The sequence below is a fragment of the Nocardiopsis sinuspersici genome (assembly GCF_001998325.1).
Classification (GTDB): Bacteria; Actinomycetota; Actinomycetes; order Streptosporangiales; family Streptosporangiaceae; genus Nocardiopsis; species Nocardiopsis sinuspersici.
This window is the reverse complement of record NZ_MCOK01000001.1, coordinates 3,060,625-3,078,521: the sequence shown is the minus strand read 5'-3', so window position 1 is coordinate 3,078,521 and position 17,897 is coordinate 3,060,625. Positions and strand designations below refer to the sequence as shown.

The window sequence follows — 17,897 nt, the reverse complement described above, 5'->3', positions numbered from 1 at the left end:
CTCGGGTACGCGGCGGCCTGTTCAGAGCAGGCGCCGCATGCGCAGCATGTCACCGACGCTGGCGTCCACCCTCACCCGGCGGCCGAACAGGGCCGTGGCGGCGTCCATGCGGTCCTCGGCCAGTGCCACCAGGTCGTCGCCGTCCACGGTGATCCGCACCTGTGACCGGGGCGCGGGCCGGTCCGCGGGGCGGTGGGTCACGTCGGTCAGGCCGTCCGGGGTGAGTCGCATGTCGAAGACGGTCTCCAGGTCCGGGACCACCACGCTGAGGGAGCGCTCGCGTATGTGCTTGCGGCGCTTCTCCTCGGGCTGGGCGAGGATGCGCTGGTTCAGTTTCTCGATACCGGCCAGGCACGCGTCGATGCTGCTCATGCGCACATCATGCCCCAACCGCCGGGAAACGGAGTCCCGGTGTGCCCACCGGACGAATGGGGCGACCTCCGGAGTTCGCGTGTCAGAGGGCGTTCCCGCCCGGTAGCGTTGGCCACGACCCCCCGTCGCGTAGTGGCTCCCCCCTCCTGCGCCCTTCTTCCACCTTCCGCGGTCCCATCAAGGAGTACGTGAATCATGGTCGTCGACGCGGTACGCACCTACCTGGATGCCGCCAATGGCCTCACCGAACTCTCGCGCAAGCAGGCCGTCGCCGCCGCCAAGACGCTGTTGAGGGCCGGCGGCCCGGCCGCTCCCGTCGCGGGGGAGAACGAGAGCCTGCCGCCGCGGGTGGGACAGAGCATCCAGGCCCTGGCCGGTGAGCTCATCGAGACCAGCCAGTCCAACCGGGCGGCCATCACCGACCTGGTCCGCTCCGAGGTGGAGCGCCAACTGGAGCGCATGGACGTCGTCCCGCGCGCCGAGCACGAGCGCCTGGCACGCCGGGTCTCCGAGCTCGAACGCCGCCTGGCCGCCCGGCACGCGGTCGAGCGCGTCCTGGTCACCACCGACGCCGGGGCGTCCTCACCGGTGCGCGCCGCGGCCCCCGTCACCTCCTCCACCCCCGGCGGCGCCTCCGAACGGGCCGACGGCCCGGTCCCGGCGGCCGAGGACGCGGAGGCGACCGGGACCGGCGACGGGCTCCGGGAGCCCGCGGCCGCGGAGGAGCCGGCCGGCGCCGAGGACACCCCGGACACGCCTGAGGACACCGGTGCCGACGACGGCGCCCCCGGCCGGGAGGGCGGCTCCGGCGGCGGTTCCGCGGCCGCCGGGAAGGGGACGACCGCCAAGAGCGGGTCCCGCACCGCCGCCAAGAACACGTCCAAGGCCGCCCGGACGCGCTCCACCGCCAAGCGCACGGCCAAGGGCAAGGGCGGCACCACGAGGAAGTAGAGTCCGAGCAGCGCGAGCACCCGGAGAGCCATGGACCCCCAGGAAACGGACCCCGAGGAACAGGCCGAGGCACTGGCCGAGCAGACCCTGCGCAGCACCAGGGAGAGGCTGGCGGCGCTGGACTCGGCGCCCACCACCGAGCACGTCGCGGTCTTCGACACCCTGCACCAGGAACTGTCCGGAGTGCTCGGGGCACTCGACCAGGACGCGAACACCTCCCGATGACCCCGGTAACCTAGGTGACCATGGCAAAACGCACCCGGCTCGACGCGGAGCTCGTCCGCCGCGGGCACGCACGCTCCCGTGGACACGCCGCCGAGATCATCGAGGGAGGGTTCGTCAAGGTCGCCGGGATCGTGGCCTCCAAGGCCGCGACCCAGGTCGGCCAGGACCAGCCCATCGTGGTCCGCCCGCCCTCCGACGAACCGCCCTACGTCTCCAGGGGCGCCCACAAGCTCGTCGGGGCCCTGGACGCCTTCGCCCTCGACGTCACCGGCCGGCGCGCCCTGGACGCCGGGGCCTCCACCGGCGGGTTCACCGACGTGCTGCTGCGCCGCGGGGCCGCCCACGTCACCGCCGTCGACGTCGGATACGGCCAGCTCGCCTGGTCGCTGCGCAGCAACGACCGGGTGCGGGTGATGGAGCGGGTCAACGTCCGTGAGCTCACCCCGGAGCAGATCGGCGAGCCCCGCCCCGACCTCGTCGTGGGCGACCTGTCCTTCATCTCGCTGCGGCTGGTGCTGGCACCCCTCCTGGACTGCGTCGCCCCGGAGGCCGACTTCGTGCTCATGGTCAAACCCCAGTTCGAGGTGGGCAGGAACCGGGTCGGCGCCGGAGGAGTGGTACGCGAGCCCGAACTGCGCGCCGAGGTGGTCTCCGAGGTCGCCGCCCACGCCCTCACCCTGGGGCTGGGCACCGTCGGAGTCACCGCCAGCCCGCTGCCCGGCCCCTCCGGCAACGTCGAGTACTTTCTGTGGATGCGCGCGGGCGCCGAGCCCCTGGACCCGGCCGTGCTGGCCAGGGCCGTGGAGGAGGGACCGCGTTAGCGATCGTGGCACCGTGTCTCAGGAGTCCGGTAACGTGACCCGGCCGGGTCGGCGAACGCCTCCGGCCAGCACTCAGACTTCCCGTCGGGGAGCGAACGTAAGGGGACGGCGATGACCAGCGGACGCAGTGTTCTCCTGCTGGCCCACACCGGTCGGCCCGCGGCGGTACGCAGCGCACAGCTGGTCCACGAGAGCCTCAGCCGCGCCGGCCTGACCGTGCGCATGCTCAAGAACGAGGTCGAGGAACTGGCGGCGGAGGGGTGCACGCTCTCCCCGATCGAGGTCGTCGCCCAGGGCGGGGCCGCCGACGGCGCCGAGCTGGTCATGGTGCTCGGCGGCGACGGCACCCTGTTGCGGGCCGCCGAGACGGCGCGCCCGGCCGGGGTGCCCCTGCTTGGGGTGAACCTGGGCCACGTCGGCTTCCTCGCGGAGGCCGAGCGCGAGGACCTCGGCGAGACCGTGCGCAACGTCGTCAACCGCGACTACGACGTCGAGGAGCGCATGACCCTGGACGTGGCGGTCTTCAACGGGGGCCGCGGTGACTCGGCCCCGCCCGTGCGGACCTGGGCGCTCAACGACGCGACCCTGGAGAAGGGTGAGGCGCGCCGCATCCTGGAGACCGTCCTGGAGATCGACGGCCGTCCGCTGTCGCGGTGGGCCTGCGACGGGGTGGTGTGCGCGACCCCCACGGGGTCGACGGCGCACGCCTTCTCCGCGGGCGGCCCCGTCGTGTGGCCGGACGTGGACGCGCTGCTGGTCGTGCCGATCAGCGCGCACGCCCTGTTCGCCCGGCCCATGGTGGTGGGCCCCCGGGCCACGGTGGCCCTGGAGGTGGTCCCGGACACGGCGCCGGGCGTGCTCTGGTGCGACGGACGGCGTATGGTCGAATTGCCCGCCGGGGCACGAATCGAGATCACCCGTGCCGATACGCCGGTTCGGCTGGCCCGGCTGCACCGGGCGCCGTTCACCGACCGGCTGGTGGCCAAGTTCGGGCTGCCGGTCGCGGGCTGGCGGGGTCGGAGCGAGCACGGCCGCTGACCGGGGCCGGGTGCCGGTACGCCGTGCGGGTACGTGTGGAGGAGTGGCGTCAACTACAGGAGAGGGATCGGTGCTCGAAGAAGTCCGTATCCAGGGACTCGGGGTCATTGACGACGCCGTTTTGGAGTTGTCACCGGGTCTGACCGTCGTCACCGGTGAGACCGGCGCGGGAAAGACCATGGTCGTCACCGGGCTCGGACTGCTCTTCGGCGGTCGTGCCGATCCCCAGCGCGTGCGCCCCGGCGCCGACCGGGCGGTGGTCGAGGGAAGGCTGACCGTGCCCCCAGGGGGCCGGGTGGCCGCCCGGGTGCTGGAGGCCGGCGGCGACATCGACGACAACGTCCTCATCCTCACGCGCGCCGTCTCGGCCGAGGGCCGCTCACGCGCCACCATGGGCGGGCGCTCCGCACCGGTGAGCCTGCTCGCCTACCTGGCCGACGACCTGGTGGCGGTGCACGGCCAGTCCGACCAGCAGCGCCTGCTGCGCACCGACCGTCAGCGCTCCTCCCTGGACCGCTTCGCCGGCGACCAGCTGTTGAGGACGCTCAAGCAGTACACGGTGGCCTACCGGCGCCACCGCGAGGTGTCGGAGGAGCTGGAGGAGCTGGTGCAGCGGGCGCGCGAGCGCGCCCAGGAGGCCGACATGCTCCGGTTCGGGGTGGAGGAGATCGCCGCCGCCGAGCCCCAGCCCGGTGAGGACGCCGAGCTGCTGGCCGAGGAGACGAGGCTGGCACACGCCGACAGCCTGCGCATGGCGGCCACCACCGCGCACGAGGCGCTGGCCGGGGACCCGGCCTCGGACGTGGAGATCGACGTGGCCGCCCTGCTCGCGGCGGCCCGGCAGGCCGTGGCGGCGGTGCGCGAGCACGACTCCGAACTGGGCCAGATCGGCGACCGCCTGGACGAGGCGTCCTACATCCTCGCCGACGCCGCCACCGAACTGGCCTCCTACGCCGAGTCCGTGGACGCCGACCCGGCGCGCCTGGCCGAGATCCAGGAGCGCCGCGCGCTGCTCACCTCGCTCTCGCGCAAGTACGGCGGGAGTACTGACGAGGTGCTGGCCTGGGCCGAGAACGCGGCCAAGCGGCTGACCGACCTGGAGGGCGACGACGAGCGCATCGACGAGCTGCGCGCCGAGGCCGACGAGCTGCACGAGCGCATGGAACAGGCCGCCACCGAGCTGACCCGTATCCGGACCGAGGCGGCCGAGCGCTTCGGCGGCGCGGTCACCGAGGAGCTGACCGCGCTGGCCATGCCCCACGCCCGCGTGAGCGTGCGGATCACCACGGGCGAGGAGTTCGGCCAGTACGGCCGCGACGAGGTCGAGCTGCTGCTGGCCCCGCACCCCAGCGCCCCGCCGCTGGCCCTGCACAAGGGTGCCTCCGGCGGTGAGCTCTCGCGCGTGATGCTGGCCATCGAGGTGGTCTTCGCCGGTTCCGACCCGGTGCCCACCTTCGTCTTCGACGAGGTCGACGCCGGCGTGGGCGGCAAGGCCGCGGTGGAGATCGGCCGCCGCCTGGCCCGCCTGGCCCAGCGCGCCCAGGTCATCGTGGTCACCCACCTGCCGCAGGTCGCGGCCTTCGCCGACGCCCACCTGGTGGTGGAGAAGTCCACCGAGGGACTGGTCATCGAGAGCGGTGTGGTGCGGCTGGACCGCGCGGGCCGGGTCCGTGAGCTGTCGCGGATGCTGGCGGGCATGGAGAACTCCGAGCTGGGCCGCGCCCACGCCGAGGAGCTGCTCACCAACGCCGACCCCGAGCGCGCCTACCCGGCCGCCTGACCTGGGGCGACGCTGCCGTCCGTGACGGGTGTGTGACACGGCGGCGTTCCGGGGTAGGGCCCGAGGCAGGGCCGCCGTCGGCGCCTCGTGTGGGGCGGAGGCGATGGCCTCGCCCGCGAACACGCCGACCTCACAGGTGTTATAACTCTCTGTAGTAGAGTTCTGACAGTATGCCAGCGATGAAGGTATCGGATGCGCTCAGCGCCACAGTCATGCGGTTCCGCCGCACCCGTGCGGACGCTCCCACAGGGCTGGTCGCGCCCGTCCGCTCGGACCGGCGTACCAAGAACCTGACCAAACGCCTGCGACCGGGCGACATCGCGGTCATCGACCACGTCGACCTGGACCGCGTCAGCGCCGAGGCCCTGGTGGGCTGCGGTGTTTCCGCGGTGGTCAACGTCGCCACGAGTATCAGCGGCCGCTACCCCAACCAGGGGCCGGAGATGATCGTCGAGGCGGGCATCCCCCTGGTCGACGACGTCGACCCGGAGGTGTTCACCCGGGTCCGCGACGGCGAGCGGCTCCGCCTGGAGGGCGCCACCCTGTACCGCGGCGAAGAGGTCGTCGCCCGCGGCACCCTCCAGGACACCGTGACCGTCAGTGCCGCCATGGCCGACGCCCGGGCCGGGCTCGCCATCCAGTTGGAGGCCTTCGCGGCCAACACCATGGCCTACCTCCAGCACGAGCGGGACCTGCTCCTGGACGGCATCGGGATCCCCGCCATCGAGACCGACGTCGAGGGCCGCCACGTCCTCATCGTGGTCCGCGGCTACCACTACCGGGAGGACCTCGCGGCCCTGCGGCCCTACATCCGGGAGTTCCGCCCGGTCATCATCGCCGTGGACGGCGGGGCGGACGCGGTCATGGAGGCGGGGTACCGGCCCGACATCATCGTCGGCGACTTCGACTCGGTGTCCGACCACGCGCTCGCCAGCGGAGCCGAACTGGTCGTGCACGCCTACCGGGACGGACGTGCGCCGGGCCTGCCCAGACTCACCGACCTGGGGCACAACGCGGTCGTCTTCCCGGCGACCGGTACCAGCGAGGACGTGGCGATGATGCTCGCCGACGGTGCGGGCGCCGCGCTCATCGTGGCGGTGGGCACCCACGCCACCCTGGAGGAGTTCCTCGACAAGGGCCGTTCGGGGATGGCCAGCACCTTCCTGACCCGTCTGCGGGTGGGGGGCAAGCTCGTCGACGCCAAGGGCGTCAGCCGCCTGTACCGCGCGCGCATCTCCCCCTGGGCGCTGCTCGGCCTGGTCGCCGCCTGCCTGCTCACCATCGTGGTCGCCGCCTACAGCTCACCGGCGGGCCAGGTCTACCTCACCTTTCTCGCGGCGCGCTGGGACGCGTTCTCCTACTGGCTGACGGGGCTGTTGACGTGATCGATTTCCGCTATCACCTGGTGTCCATCATCGCGGTGTTCCTCGCGCTCACCGTGGGACTCGTCCTGGGCACCACCATGCTCCAGGACCCGCTGCTCAACACCCTGCAGTCCGAGACCGACGACCTGCGCGGCCAGACCGAGGAACTGCGCACCGAGCGCGACGTCGCCGACAAGGTCAACGCCGGCGCCGACGAGATGGCCGAGGCGGTCTCGAAGGACATGCTCGACGGCCTCCTCACCGACCTGGGCGTGGCCGTGGTGGCCGCGCCCGGCGCCGACCCGAAGATGGCCGACGCCCTGGCCGAGCGCGTGGAGGAGGCGGACGGCGAGGTCGTCGGCCGGGTCCAGATCACCGAGGCGTTCCTGGAGGGGGAGAAGGCCACGTTCGTCGACGAGCTGACCCTGCAGATCGCCCACCAGCCCGAGGACCTCACCGGCAGCCCCTACGAGAAGGCGGGCGCCGAGATCGGCCGCGCGCTGGCCGCCACCGAGGAGGACGAGGACACCGGTGCCGGGGACGGCGCGGAGTCCGGGGACGGGGAGCCGGGGACCGCCTCCGACGGGGCTTCTGACAGGGCTTCCGACGGGGCTTCCGACGACGCCTCCGACGGGGCCTCCGACGCCGAGTCGGACGACAGGGGCGACGGGGGGAGCGGCTACGACCCCGCGGCCGTCCTGGAGGCCTTCTCCGAGGGCGGTCTGATCGTGGTCGAGGACGACCCCGCCGGGGCGGCCGACGCCGTGCTCGTCGTCGCGCCCGCGGCCGGTGCCTCTCCCGGCGGCGACGACCCGAAGACGGCCAACGCCGTGCTGGGCGCCCTCGCCTCCGCCCTGCACGAGGAGGTCGACGCCGTCGCCGTGGCCGGGGACGGCCCCTCCGCGCGGGGCGACGGGATGCTCGCGCAGGCGCGCGCCGAGGAGTCGGCGTTCGCCACGGTGGACGTGGCCACCCGTCCCATGGGGGAGATCATCACGATCCTGGCCCTGGCCGAGAACCTGGAGGAGGACGGGGGCGCCTACGGTATCGGCGAGGGGGTCCGCGGCTTCCTGCCCGACCCGCTGCCCGAGCGGATCGAGTCCTCCGACGAGGAGTCCTCCGACGGGAGGACCTCAGACGGAGGGGGCGGGGACGGCGCCGACGAGGCCCGCCGCGCCGACCGGGACGGGAAGTGACATCCGTGACGACACCCGTCCCCCGCCCGGCCCTCTCCCTCGTGCCCCTCCTGGCCCAGGGGCTGACCGGCGCACTGGTCGGCGCGGCCGCGGCCTCCACCGCCTACGCCCTGCTCACCCGCCGCTCCGCCGTACCGGACGGTGGCGGCGGGCGCCGCCCCGCGGCGCGCAGTGCCCCGGAGACTCCCGCCCCCGCGGCGCGCAGCGCCCCGGAGACTCCCGCTCCCGCGGCGCGCACCGTGTCCCCCGGCCGCTGGCAGCGCACCAACTTCCGCGGCCGCACCGTCACCCTCCACCAGGGCACCGCCCTGGCCTGCGGGGTGTGCGCGGCCACCGTCCTCGTGCCCGGTCCGGATCCGCGCGTGCGCGCCGCCTCCGCGCTGGCCGCGGCGGGCGCCGCCGCCTTCGGCGTCTACGACGACCTGGCGGGCTCCGCGCGGGCGCGCGGACTGCGCGGACACCTGGGCGCGCTCGCGCGAGGACGGGTCACCACCGGCATGGTCAAGGTGGCGGGCATCGGCGCCACCGGGATCGCCGCCGCCGCGCTGCTGCGCCGCTCCCCGCTGGACACCCTCCTGGACGGGGCGCTCATCGCCGCCAGCGCCAACCTGCTCAACCTGTTCGACCTGCGCCCCGGCCGCGCGGCCAAGGTCGCCCTGCTCGCCGCGGCCCCCGCCCTGGCCTCCCCGGCCGCACCGCTGCTCGGCCCCGTCGTGGGGGCCTCGGCGGTGCTGTTGCCCGACGAACTCGCGGAGCGCTGCATGCTCGGCGACGCGGGCGCCAACGCCCTCGGAGCCGCCCTGGGCGCCGCCGCGGCGGCGAGGGCGCCGCGACCGCTGCGCGCCGCCCTGCTGGGCGGGGTGGTCGCCCTGACCCTGGCCAGTGAGCGTGTCAGCTTCTCCCGCGTCATCGACCGCGTTCCGGCCCTGCGCCGCATCGACCGGTGGGGCAGGCACGAGTGAGACGGCCACGGTGTCCCGTACCGTTCACGGGGTGACGCGAGGTGTGGGTACGGCGGCGGCGCTCATCGCGGTGGTCACCGTGGGGGCCCGCCTGGCGGGGTTCGGGCGCACCGTGGTGTTCTCCCAGACCGTCGGCGACACCTGTCTGGGCACCGCCTACGTCACCGCCAACCAACTGCCCGCCGTCCTGTTCGAGATCGTCATCGGCGGGGCGCTCACCGCCGTGGTCGTCCCGGTGCTGGCCGCCGCCGCACAGCGCGACGACCGCGAGCAGGTGCGCCACACCGCCTCGGCCCTCATCACCTGGGTGGTGCTGCTGGCGGTGCCCCTGTCCGCGCTGCTCGCCCTGGCCTCCGTTCCGGCGATGTCGCTGATGCTCGGAGCGGGTACCGGATGCGACCGGGACGAGCTGCTCGCGCTCTCCGCCCGCATGCTCGTGGTCTTCGCCCCCCAGATCGTCCTCTACGGCCTGGCCGCCGTGCTCTACGGCGTCCTGCAGGCCCACCGCCGCTTCCTGGCGCCGGCCCTGGCCCCGCTGGTGTCCAGCCTCGTGGTCATCGCCGCCTACCTGGCCTTCGTGCCGCTGGGCGCCGACCACCGCCAGGACGTCGCGGGACTGCCGACGGCGGCCGAGCTCACCCTGTCCCTGGGCACGACCGCGGGGGTGGCCGCGCTCTTCCTCACGGTCCTGGGCCCCGCCGGGCGGCTGCGCGTGCGGCCCCGGCCCCGGCTGACCTTCCCCCCCGGGGTGGGCGGGCGGGTGCGCTCGCTGGCGGCGGCCTCCCTGCTGCCGCTGGTGGCCATGCAGGTGTGCCTGCTCCTGTCGGTGGCCCTGGCCAACTGGGGCGGCGGCGCGGGCGCGGCCGTGCTCTACACCTACGCCTGGGCCCTGTTCACCCTGCCCTACGGGGTGATCGCGGTCCCCATCGCCACCAGCGCGTTCACCGCCCTGGCGGTGGCACACGCCGAGCACGACCGGCGGGGGTTCTCCTCCCTCGCCGCGGGCAGCGCACGCGCCTGCGTGGTGGCCACCGCAGCCGTGGGCACCGCCCTGGCCGCCGCCGCGGGGCCGGTGGCCCTGGTCTTCGCCCAGCAGGACCCGCTGCCCCTGGAGCGCGCCCTGCTCGCCTACGCGCCCGGGGTGGTCGGGTTCGGCCTGGTCGCCCTGCTCAGCCGGATCCTGTACGCCTCGCACCGCGGCCGCCGGGCCGCCACCGCCCAGGTGACGGGATGGCTGGTGGTGGCGGGGTGCGCGTCGTCACTGGTGTGGGCGCTGCCCCCGGGATGGACCATCGCCGGACTGGGAGCGGCCAGCACGGTCGGACTGACCCTGGCCGCCGTCCTGCTGTGCGCCGGGGTGGTGCGTACGCACGGGCGCGACGCGTTGGACGGGGTCGCGCGCTCGGTGGTGGCGGCGGTGCTCGGTGGTGTGGTCGGCTGGATCGTGGGCCGCTCGGTGGTCGCGGTCCTGCCCGTGGGGGATGTGTGGCAGACGGCGGCGGTCGCCGCCGCTGCGGGCACCGCGGCCCTGGCCGCCTACGCGGCCGTCGCGGCGGCGGTGGACCGGTCGGCGGTGCGGGCACTCGCCAACCGGGCCGGGACCGTACTCGGACACAGGAGGGGGAAGCGGTGAACAGCAGGATCGCGCTGGTCGTGGGGACCAGCAGTGGAGGGGTGGGGCGCCACGTGCGCTCGCTGGGCGCGGGCCTGCATGCGCGCGGCCACCGGGTGGCGGTGCTCGGCCCGGCCTCGGCCGAGCGCGAGTTCGGCTTCACCTCGGCGGGGATGCGGTTCTCCCCGGTCCGGATCGGCGCGGCCCCCTCCGTGGGCGACCCCGGTGCCGTGCTGCGGCTGCGTGCCCTGACCCGGGGCGCGGACGTGGTCCACGCCCACGGGCTGCGGGCCGGTGCGCTGTGCGCGCTGGCGGGCGCCGCACCGCTGGTGGTGACCGCGCACAACGCGCCGCCGCTGGTCCGGGGTCCCCTGTCGGCGGCCTACCCGGTGCTGGAGCGGGTCGTGGCCGCCCGCGCGGACGCGGTGCTGGGTGTGTCCGGCGACCTGGTGCGGCGGCTGCGCGCCGCCGGGGCCCGGGACGCCCGGTTGGCGGTGGTGGCCGCGCCCGAGACCGGTACTCCGCTGAACGGGCGCGAGGCCACCCGGGCCGACCTGGCGGTGCGGACCGACCGGCCCCTGCTGCTGACCGTCGCACGACTGGCGGAGCAGAAGGGACTGGACATGCTGTTGGAGGCGGCGCCCGCCATCGCCGACCGCAGACCCGAGCCGGTGGTGGCCATCGCCGGGGACGGGCCCCTGTGGGGGCGTCTGCACGACACGGCCGCGGAGATGCGTGCCGACGTGCGCATGTTGGGATACCGCTCGGACGTGGCCGACCTGCTGGCGGCCGCGGACGTCTTCTGCCTGACCAGCCAGTGGGAGGGGCCGTCCCTGGTGATCATGGAGGCGCTGCGCGCGGGGCTTCCGGTGGTCTCCACCCGGGTCGGCGGCATCCCGGACCTGTACTCGGGGACGGTCCTGATGGTGCCCCCCGGGGACCCGGCGGCGTTCGCCGCCGCGGTGGGACGGGTACTGGACGACCCCGCGCTGGCCGAGGAGATGCGGGAGCGCTCACGCGAGGCGGCCAAGGCGCTGCCGACCGAGGACGACGCGGTGGAGGCGGCGACCGGGGTGTACAAGTCGGTACTGAGGCGGTGATCCGGGTAGCGGAGGAGCGGGTCCGGTCCGGGGCCCGGCCGTTTCCCGGACGGCGGCCCGGGGAAGCCCGGCCGCCGTGACCCGGCGGATCGGGGGAGATGTCCTCGGAGTGCGAGGAACAACACCTTCGCCGCGACTTATGCCAAGGGGGGTTCGATGACATCCTTGCTTGTGGCCCGGCGTGCACCGTGCGTGGTGACCTGCCGGTATCCTTGCTTGTCACGTGAGGGGAGTATCCCTGTCGCGACGGTGTCGTCATCACGGAGAACAGAGCCGTTCTCCCGGCGCCGTCGGCTCACTGCACGACGGTGTGAGCGGGAGAGACCTCCGGTTGTCCCACGTGCGCGCACCTCGCCCGCACGCACTGACCGGAGGAGAGTCCGTCCGTGAATGTTCCCCTGTGGCTCTGGGCCGCCACCATCGGCGCCATGGTCGTCATCCTGGCGATCGACCTGATCATCGTGGACCACCCCTGGAGCAAGACGAAGGGTCCCCAGGAGTTCGGCATGAAGCAGGCCGCCTGGTGGGCGGCCTTCTACATCGGCATCGCCATCGTGTTCGGCTTCGGTGTCTGGTACTTCGGCGGCGGGAACGCCGGCGCCGAGTACTTCGCCGGGTTCGTCACCGAGAAGAGCCTGAGCATCGACAACCTCTTCGTGTTCTACCTTCTGATGGGCTCCTTCGCGGTGCCCAAGAAGTACCAGCACGAGGTCCTGCTCGTCGGCATCGTGATCGCGCTGGTCATGCGCGGTATCTTCATCGTCCTCGGCGCCCAGGTGATCAACGCCTGGAGCGAGGTCTTCTACCTGTTCGGCGCCTTCCTCATCTACACCGGTTACAAGATCGTCCGTGACCACGTGAAGGGCGACGACGAGGACGAGGACTACACGCAGACCCCGGCGGTGCGGCTGGTCAGGCGCTTTTGGCCGGTGACCGACGAGTACCACGGCGCCAAGCTCACGGTGAAGCTCGACGGCAAGCGGCACGTCACGCCGATGCTGCTGGTCATCGTCGCGATCGGCATGATCGACCTGGTCTTCGCCGTCGACTCCATCCCGGCGATCTTCGGCCTGACCCAGGACGCCTACATCGTCTTCACCGCCAACGCGTTCGCCCTGCTGGGCCTGCGCCAGCTGTACTTCCTGCTGGCCGGCCTGATGGACCGCCTGGCCTACATCAGCTGGGGCCTGTCGGCGATCATGGTGTTCATCGGCGCGAAGATGATCCTGCACGCCCTGCACGAGAACGGCGTGCACGTGCCCGACATCGGTATCGGCGTGTCGCTGACCGTCATCCTCGGCATCATGACGCTCACCGTCGTCGGCAGCCTGCTCAAGTCCCGGTCCGACGAGCGCAAGCACCCCGAGCTGAAGTCGGAGAGGGACCCCTCGGCCGACCGCTCCTGACCGTACGGCGGTTCGAACCGCCCGTTCCCTGACAATCCGCAAAACGGCCGTATTCGAACGGCTGTTCGTCTATAGTGGTGGCACTTCGGCGCTCCGGCGCCGGGGTGCCACCACTTCTTCGAGGTGGAAGAAACCGTCGTCGGCGGTCGTTAGTCTGGACGGGCGGGGAACCGCGCGGCCCTCTCCCCGCCCCTCAGCGGCCCGCCTCCGAGGCCGGGACGGCTCCCGGGAGGCCTTCGACCGCCACACCGCGAAGCCACACACGGGTCGGCCGACGCCCGCGCGCCGAGGTCCGCTTCCTGTGCGCCAATGCCGAAGGATGTCTCACTCGATGGTCGAACAACTGGTAGTCCGGGGAGCCCGAGAGCACAACCTCAAGGACGTCTCGCTGGACCTGCCGCGCGACTCCATGATCGTGTTCACCGGCCTGTCCGGCTCGGGCAAGTCGTCGCTGGCCTTCGACACGATCTTCGCCGAGGGGCAGCGGCGCTACGTCGAGTCCCTGTCGGCCTACGCCCGCCAGTTCCTGGGCCAGATGGACAAGCCGGACGTGGACTTCATCGAGGGCCTGTCCCCGGCGGTGTCCATCGACCAGAAGTCCACCAGCCGCAACCCGCGCTCCACCGTCGGCACCATCACCGAGGTCTACGACTACCTGCGCCTGCTGTGGGCCCGCGTGGGAGTTCCGCACTGCCCGGAGTGCCACCGCGAGATCGCCCGGCAGACCCCCCAGCAGATCGTGGACCGAGTCCTGGAGATGGAGGAGGGCACCCGCTTCCAGGTGCTCGCCCCCGTCGTGCGCGGACGCAAGGGCGAGTACGTCGAGCTCTTCAAGGACCTGCAGTCCAAGGGCTACACCCGCGCCGTCGTGGACGGGCGGGCCGTGCGCCTGGACGAGGCGCCCAAGCTGGGCCGCTACGACAAGCACGACATCGCCGTGGTCGTGGACCGCCTCGCGGTCAAGCCCTCCGCGCGCGGGCGCCTGACCGACTCCGTCGAGACCGCCCTCAAGCTGGCGGGGGGCACCATCGTCCTGGACTTCGTGGACGTGGAGGCCGGCGACCCCGAGCGCGAGAAGGTCTTCTCCGAGCACCTGTACTGCCCCTACGACGACCTGTCCTTCGAGCAGCTCGAACCGCGCTCCTTCTCCTTCAACGCCCCCTACGGCGCCTGCCCCGCCTGCTCGGGCCTGGGCACCCGCATGGAGGTCGACCCCGACCTGCTGGTCCCCGACCCCGAGAGGACCCTGGCCGAGGGGGCCATCGGCCCCTGGTCGGGCGGACCCAACAGCGGCTACTGGGAGCGCATCCTCAAGGCGGTGGGCGAGGCCGTGGGCTTCGACCTGGACACCCCCTGGGAGAAGCTGCCGCGCCGCGCCCGCAAGGCCCTGCTGGAGGGGCACGACACCCAGGTCCACGTCTCCTACCGCAACCGGTACGGGCGCCACCGCTCCTACTACACCGAGTTCGAGGGCGTCATCCCCTGGGTCAGGCGCCGCCACTCCGAGACCGAGAGCGACTACGGTCGCGAGCGGCTGGAGGGGTACATGCGCACGGTGCCCTGCCCCACCTGCGAGGGGACCCGTCTCAAGCCGGTCATGCTGGCCGTGACCGTGGGCGGCAGGTCCATCGCCGAGGTCGCCCAGATGTCGCTCGGCGAGAGCGCGGCCTTCCTGGCCGAGCTCCGACTCTCCGAGCGCGACATGGTCATCGCCGCGCAGGTGCTCAAGGAGATCAACGCCCGCATGGGCTTCCTGCTCGACGTGGGCCTGGACTACCTGAGCCTGGCCCGCTCCTCCGGATCGCTCTCCGGCGGCGAGGCCCAGCGCATCCGCCTGGCGACCCAGATCGGCTCCGGCCTGGTGGGCGTGCTCTACGTGCTCGACGAGCCCTCCATCGGCCTGCACCAGCGCGACAACGCCCGCCTGCTGGAGACCCTGCAGCGGCTGCGCGACATCGGCAACACGCTCATCGTCGTCGAACACGACGAGGACACCATCCGCAACGCCGACTGGGTGGTCGACATCGGCCCCGGCGCGGGCGAGCACGGCGGCCACGTCGTGGTCTCGGGGATCGTGGACGAGCTGCTCACCTCCCCCGAGTCGCTGACCGGCGACTACCTGGCCGGACGGCGCAGCATCGAGGTGCCCGCCACACGGCGTCCCCTCACCCGGGGGCACGAGCTGGTGGTCAGGGGCGCGCGCGAGAACAACCTCGACGGCGTCGACGTCACCTTCCCGCTGGGCGTCTTCACCGCCGTCACCGGCGTGTCGGGTTCGGGCAAGTCCACCCTGGTCAACGAGATCCTGTACAAGGCGCTGGCCAAGGAGCTCAACGGGGCGCGCGACGTGCCCGGCCGCCACCTGCGGGTCAACGGCACGGGCAAGGTCGACAAGGTCGTGCACGTGGACCAGAGCCCCATCGGGCGGACCCCCCGCTCCAACCCGGCCACCTACTCCGGGGTCTTCGACCACGTCCGCAAGCTGTTCGCGCAGACCACCGACGCCAAGACGCGCGGCTACATGCCCGGCCGGTTCTCCTTCAACGTCAAGGGCGGACGCTGCGAGGCCTGCGCCGGGGACGGCACGCTCAAGATCGAGATGCAGTTCCTGCCCGACGTCTACGTGCCCTGCGAGGTGTGCCACGGCGCCCGGTACAACCGGGAGACCCTCCAGGTCCGGTACAAGGGCAAGAACATCTCCGAGGTGCTCGACATGCCCATCTCCGAGGCCCTGGAGTTCTTCGAGCCGATCAACGCGATCCGCCGCCACCTGCAGACCCTGGCGGACGTCGGCCTGGGGTACGTGCGGCTGGGCCAGCCCGCCACCACGCTCTCCGGCGGCGAGGCGCAGCGGGTCAAGCTCGCCTCCGAGCTACAGCGCCGCTCCACCGGGCGGACGGTGTACGTACTCGACGAGCCCACCACCGGCCTGCACTTCGAGGACATCCGCAAGCTCCTGGGCGTGCTCGACCGGCTGACCGACAGCGGCAACACGGTGATCGTCATCGAACACAACCTCGACGTCATCAAGACCGCCGACCACGTCATCGACATGGGGCCCGAGGGCGGCTCCGGCGGCGGCAGGGTGGTCGCCGAGGGCACGCCCGAGGAGGTCGCGGCGGTGGCCGAGTCCTACACCGGGCGGTTCCTGGCCAAGACGCTCTGACGGCCGGGGCGGGGGAGTCCCTCCGGGCACCCCGGAACCGGGCACCCCGCCATGGCTACTACATTGTGTAGTGATATTTCGGCGCAGGTGAGGAGCGTTTGGTCGTGGCCGCTAAGAAGACGTGTGGGTGCGGGATGAGCAGGCGCCGCCTGCTCGGGACGGCGGGGGCGGCCGCGGCCGTCACGGCCGCGAGCGCCTGCGGCGGCGAGGAGCCCAGGGCTCAGGAGGTCCGGTACGGCCAGGTGGTCGGACAGACCACCGACGTCCCCGAGGGCGCCGGGACCGTCTTCAGCAACAGCAAGCTGGTCGTCACCCAGCCGGAGAAGGGCGACTACCGGGCTTTCGGCGCCGCGTGCACGCACGGGGGCTGCACCGTCCAGGAGGTGGACGAGGTCATCCGCTGCCTGTGCCACGGCAGCGAGTTCGACATCTCCACGGGAGAGCCGGTGACCGGGCCGGCGCAGGACCCGCTGGAGTCGTTCGTCGTGACCGTCGACGGCACCGACATCGTCCTGGAGTCGGCCGCGGAGTCCTGAGGGCCGGTCCGCCGCCCGCCACACGCGAACGGCGCCCGGAGCGAATCGCTCCGGGCGCCGTTCACGTCGTGTGGCGGGGTTCCTCAGGGGGCTCAGGCCTCGCCGGGGTCGCCTCCGGGAGGGCCGCTGACGCCGTTGGGCTCGTGGCGGCGAAACGCCGAGGTCGGGAACCGGGAGGCGTAGGAGGCCTCGCCGTCGTCCTGGGCGAGGAACTGGGTTCGGTCGCGCGGCAGGGACTCGGGGTAGTTGGCGACCAGCCAGCCGATCAGGTGCTCGCGGATCTGGCAGGCGATGTCCCACTGGTTGCCCGTGTCGGCGGCGGTGGCCACCACCCGCACCATCACGTCGCCGGCCTCGGTGATGTCCACGACCTGGCAGGACCAGCTGCGCCCGTCCCAGTGCTTGCTGGAGGTGATCAGGCGCCCGGTCTCCTCTCGCAGCTCCTCGATCGGAACCTCCCAGTCCAGCGGCAGCATCACCTTGGCGGTGATCGCCGTGCTCTGCTTGGTCCAGTTCTCGAAGCTGGTCGTGGTGAAGTTGGCGACCGGGACCACGAGGCGGCGCTCGTCCCAGATCTTGATGGTGACGTTGACCAGGCTGAGCTCCTCGACCCGGCCCCACTCGCCCTCGACCACGACCACGTCGCCGATGCGCAGCGCGTCGCTGAAGGCCAGCTGCAGCCCGGCGAACAGGTTGCTCAGGGTGGACTGGGCGGCCACACCGGCGACGATGCCGATGACGCCCGCGGAGGCCAGCAGCCCGGCGCCGAGGGCCTGGACCTCGTCGAAGGTGAACAGGATGGAGGCGATCGCCAGGACCACGATGATCGAGGTGATGACCCTGCGCAGCAGCCGTACCTGGGTCTGGATGCGCCTGGCCTTGCGGTCGGCGTCACCGTTGGCGATCGACAGGCGCGCCAGGATCATGTCCGTGGCGGCGTAGGCCAGACTGATGCCCAGCGCCGTCAGCGTCGCGATCATCAGGATGCTCATCGCGTGGTCGATGGTCCGGAACGTGCTCCAGTCCACCTCGTTCGGGCCGTTGCCCGGGTTGGGCAGGGCAAGGTTCACACCGATAACGGCGGCCGCGCCGTATGCCGTGAAGGTCGTGCGCGCGACCAGGTACCGGGACACCCGCCAGACCCTGCCCAGCTTGTGCTTGAGCACCCAGCGCGCGGCGAAGACCAGCAGTACCGCGACCGCGACGGCGACGCCGATCGCGATCCATTGTCGAGCGTCCACGGCAGGGCCCCCTTGTCATCCATGTCGGGAAGTTCCAAATGTCCTCGCCCAACCTAGACCATGCGGATACGTAATCGTGACGTTTGCCTTGCACGCAACGGAAGCCCGGGAGCGCGCTCCCCGGTCC

Annotated in this window: 15 protein-coding genes; 13 read left to right on the top strand and 2 right to left on the bottom strand. The window is 72.5% G+C overall.

Features of this window, described 5'->3' with window-relative positions; all coding sequences use genetic code 11:
- Nucleotides 1-21: 21 nt before the first annotated feature.
- Complete coding sequence (locus NOSIN_RS13205) at nt 22-372, bottom strand: SCP2 sterol-binding domain-containing protein (RefSeq protein ID WP_077691032.1); 351 nt, start codon at nt 370-372, stop codon at nt 22-24.
- Between the two features lie 195 nt (nt 373-567).
- On the opposite strand from NOSIN_RS13205, the gene NOSIN_RS13200 reads away from it, so the two are divergent.
- From NOSIN_RS13200 to NOSIN_RS13140, 13 genes are all read left to right on the top strand, one after another.
- Nucleotides 568-1,323, top strand: a complete 756-nt coding sequence (locus NOSIN_RS13200; protein ID WP_077691031.1) for an accessory factor UbiK family protein — start codon at nt 568-570, stop codon at nt 1,321-1,323.
- Between the two features lie 30 nt (nt 1,324-1,353).
- Nucleotides 1,354-1,548 (top strand): hypothetical protein, encoded by a 195-nt coding sequence (locus NOSIN_RS13195; protein WP_077691030.1) that lies wholly within the window; start codon nt 1,354-1,356, stop codon nt 1,546-1,548.
- A gap of 20 nt (nt 1,549-1,568) precedes the next feature.
- Nucleotides 1,569-2,369 (top strand): TlyA family RNA methyltransferase, encoded by an 801-nt coding sequence (locus NOSIN_RS13190; protein WP_170293723.1) that lies wholly within the window; start codon nt 1,569-1,571, stop codon nt 2,367-2,369.
- A 111-nt stretch (nt 2,370-2,480) separates the two neighbouring features.
- Nucleotides 2,481-3,407 (top strand): NAD kinase, encoded by a 927-nt coding sequence (locus NOSIN_RS13185; protein ID WP_077691028.1) that lies wholly within the window; start codon nt 2,481-2,483, stop codon nt 3,405-3,407.
- 70 nt (nt 3,408-3,477) lie between these two features.
- The gene (gene recN, locus NOSIN_RS13180; RefSeq protein ID WP_077691027.1) at nt 3,478-5,187 is read left to right on the top strand and encodes a DNA repair protein RecN; all 1,710 of its coding nucleotides are present in this window, start codon (nt 3,478-3,480) and stop codon (nt 5,185-5,187) included.
- Between the two features lie 212 nt (nt 5,188-5,399).
- The gene (gene steA, locus NOSIN_RS13175; protein ID WP_077691026.1) at nt 5,400-6,572 is read left to right on the top strand and encodes a putative cytokinetic ring protein SteA; all 1,173 of its coding nucleotides are present in this window, start codon (nt 5,400-5,402) and stop codon (nt 6,570-6,572) included.
- On the top strand, nt 6,569-7,747 hold the full coding sequence (locus NOSIN_RS13170) for a copper transporter (RefSeq protein WP_077691025.1): 1,179 nt from the start codon (nt 6,569-6,571) through the stop codon (nt 7,745-7,747). The genes steA and NOSIN_RS13170 overlap by 4 nt, the downstream gene beginning before the upstream one ends.
- A gap of 5 nt (nt 7,748-7,752) precedes the next feature.
- The gene (locus NOSIN_RS13165) at nt 7,753-8,709 is read left to right on the top strand and encodes a hypothetical protein (RefSeq protein ID WP_236743363.1); all 957 of its coding nucleotides are present in this window, start codon (nt 7,753-7,755) and stop codon (nt 8,707-8,709) included.
- Between the two features lie 31 nt (nt 8,710-8,740).
- Nucleotides 8,741-10,342, top strand: a complete 1,602-nt coding sequence (gene murJ, locus NOSIN_RS13160) for a murein biosynthesis integral membrane protein MurJ (protein WP_236743362.1) — start codon at nt 8,741-8,743, stop codon at nt 10,340-10,342.
- Nucleotides 10,339-11,421 carry a glycosyltransferase family 4 protein gene (locus NOSIN_RS13155; protein WP_077691022.1) on the top strand — a complete coding sequence of 361 codons (1,083 nt, stop codon included), beginning with the start codon at nt 10,339-10,341 and terminating at the stop codon, nt 11,419-11,421. The genes murJ and NOSIN_RS13155 overlap by 4 nt, the downstream gene beginning before the upstream one ends.
- 386 nt (nt 11,422-11,807) lie before the next feature.
- Nucleotides 11,808-12,827, top strand: coding sequence for a TerC family protein (locus tag NOSIN_RS13150; protein ID WP_077691021.1), 1,020 nt, complete (start codon nt 11,808-11,810; stop codon nt 12,825-12,827).
- 331 nt (nt 12,828-13,158) lie between these two features.
- Nucleotides 13,159-15,993, top strand: coding sequence for an excinuclease ABC subunit UvrA (gene uvrA, locus NOSIN_RS13145; protein ID WP_077691020.1), 2,835 nt, complete (start codon nt 13,159-13,161; stop codon nt 15,991-15,993).
- 134 nt (nt 15,994-16,127) lie between these two features.
- Nucleotides 16,128-16,529 (top strand): Rieske (2Fe-2S) protein, encoded by a 402-nt coding sequence (locus NOSIN_RS13140; RefSeq protein WP_077691019.1) that lies wholly within the window; start codon nt 16,128-16,130, stop codon nt 16,527-16,529.
- Between the two features lie 92 nt (nt 16,530-16,621).
- On the opposite strand, the gene NOSIN_RS13135 is transcribed toward NOSIN_RS13140, so the two are convergent.
- Nucleotides 16,622-17,770 (bottom strand): mechanosensitive ion channel family protein, encoded by a 1,149-nt coding sequence (locus NOSIN_RS13135; RefSeq protein WP_077691018.1) that lies wholly within the window; start codon nt 17,768-17,770, stop codon nt 16,622-16,624.
- Nucleotides 17,771-17,897: the final 127 nt, after the last annotated feature.

Excerpts from the sequence above, each read along its gene's own strand:
- NOSIN_RS13190 (WP_170293723.1), top strand. The coding sequence starts at position 1,569 with ATGGCAAAACGCACCCGGCTCGACGCGGAGCTCGTCCGCCGCGGGCAC.
- NOSIN_RS13205 (WP_077691032.1), bottom strand. The coding sequence starts at position 372 with ATGAGCAGCATCGACGCGTGCCTGGCCGGTATCGAGAAACTGAACCAG.
- steA (WP_077691026.1), top strand. The coding sequence starts at position 5,400 with ATGCGGTTCCGCCGCACCCGTGCGGACGCTCCCACAGGGCTGGTCGCG.
- uvrA (WP_077691020.1), top strand. The coding sequence starts at position 13,159 with ATGGTCGAACAACTGGTAGTCCGGGGAGCCCGAGAGCACAACCTCAAG.
- NOSIN_RS13185 (WP_077691028.1), top strand. The coding sequence starts at position 2,481 with ATGACCAGCGGACGCAGTGTTCTCCTGCTGGCCCACACCGGTCGGCCC.
- NOSIN_RS13200 (WP_077691031.1), top strand. The coding sequence starts at position 568 with ATGGTCGTCGACGCGGTACGCACCTACCTGGATGCCGCCAATGGCCTC.
- NOSIN_RS13140 (WP_077691019.1), top strand. The coding sequence starts at position 16,128 with ATGAGCAGGCGCCGCCTGCTCGGGACGGCGGGGGCGGCCGCGGCCGTC.
- NOSIN_RS13195 (WP_077691030.1), top strand. The coding sequence starts at position 1,354 with ATGGACCCCCAGGAAACGGACCCCGAGGAACAGGCCGAGGCACTGGCC.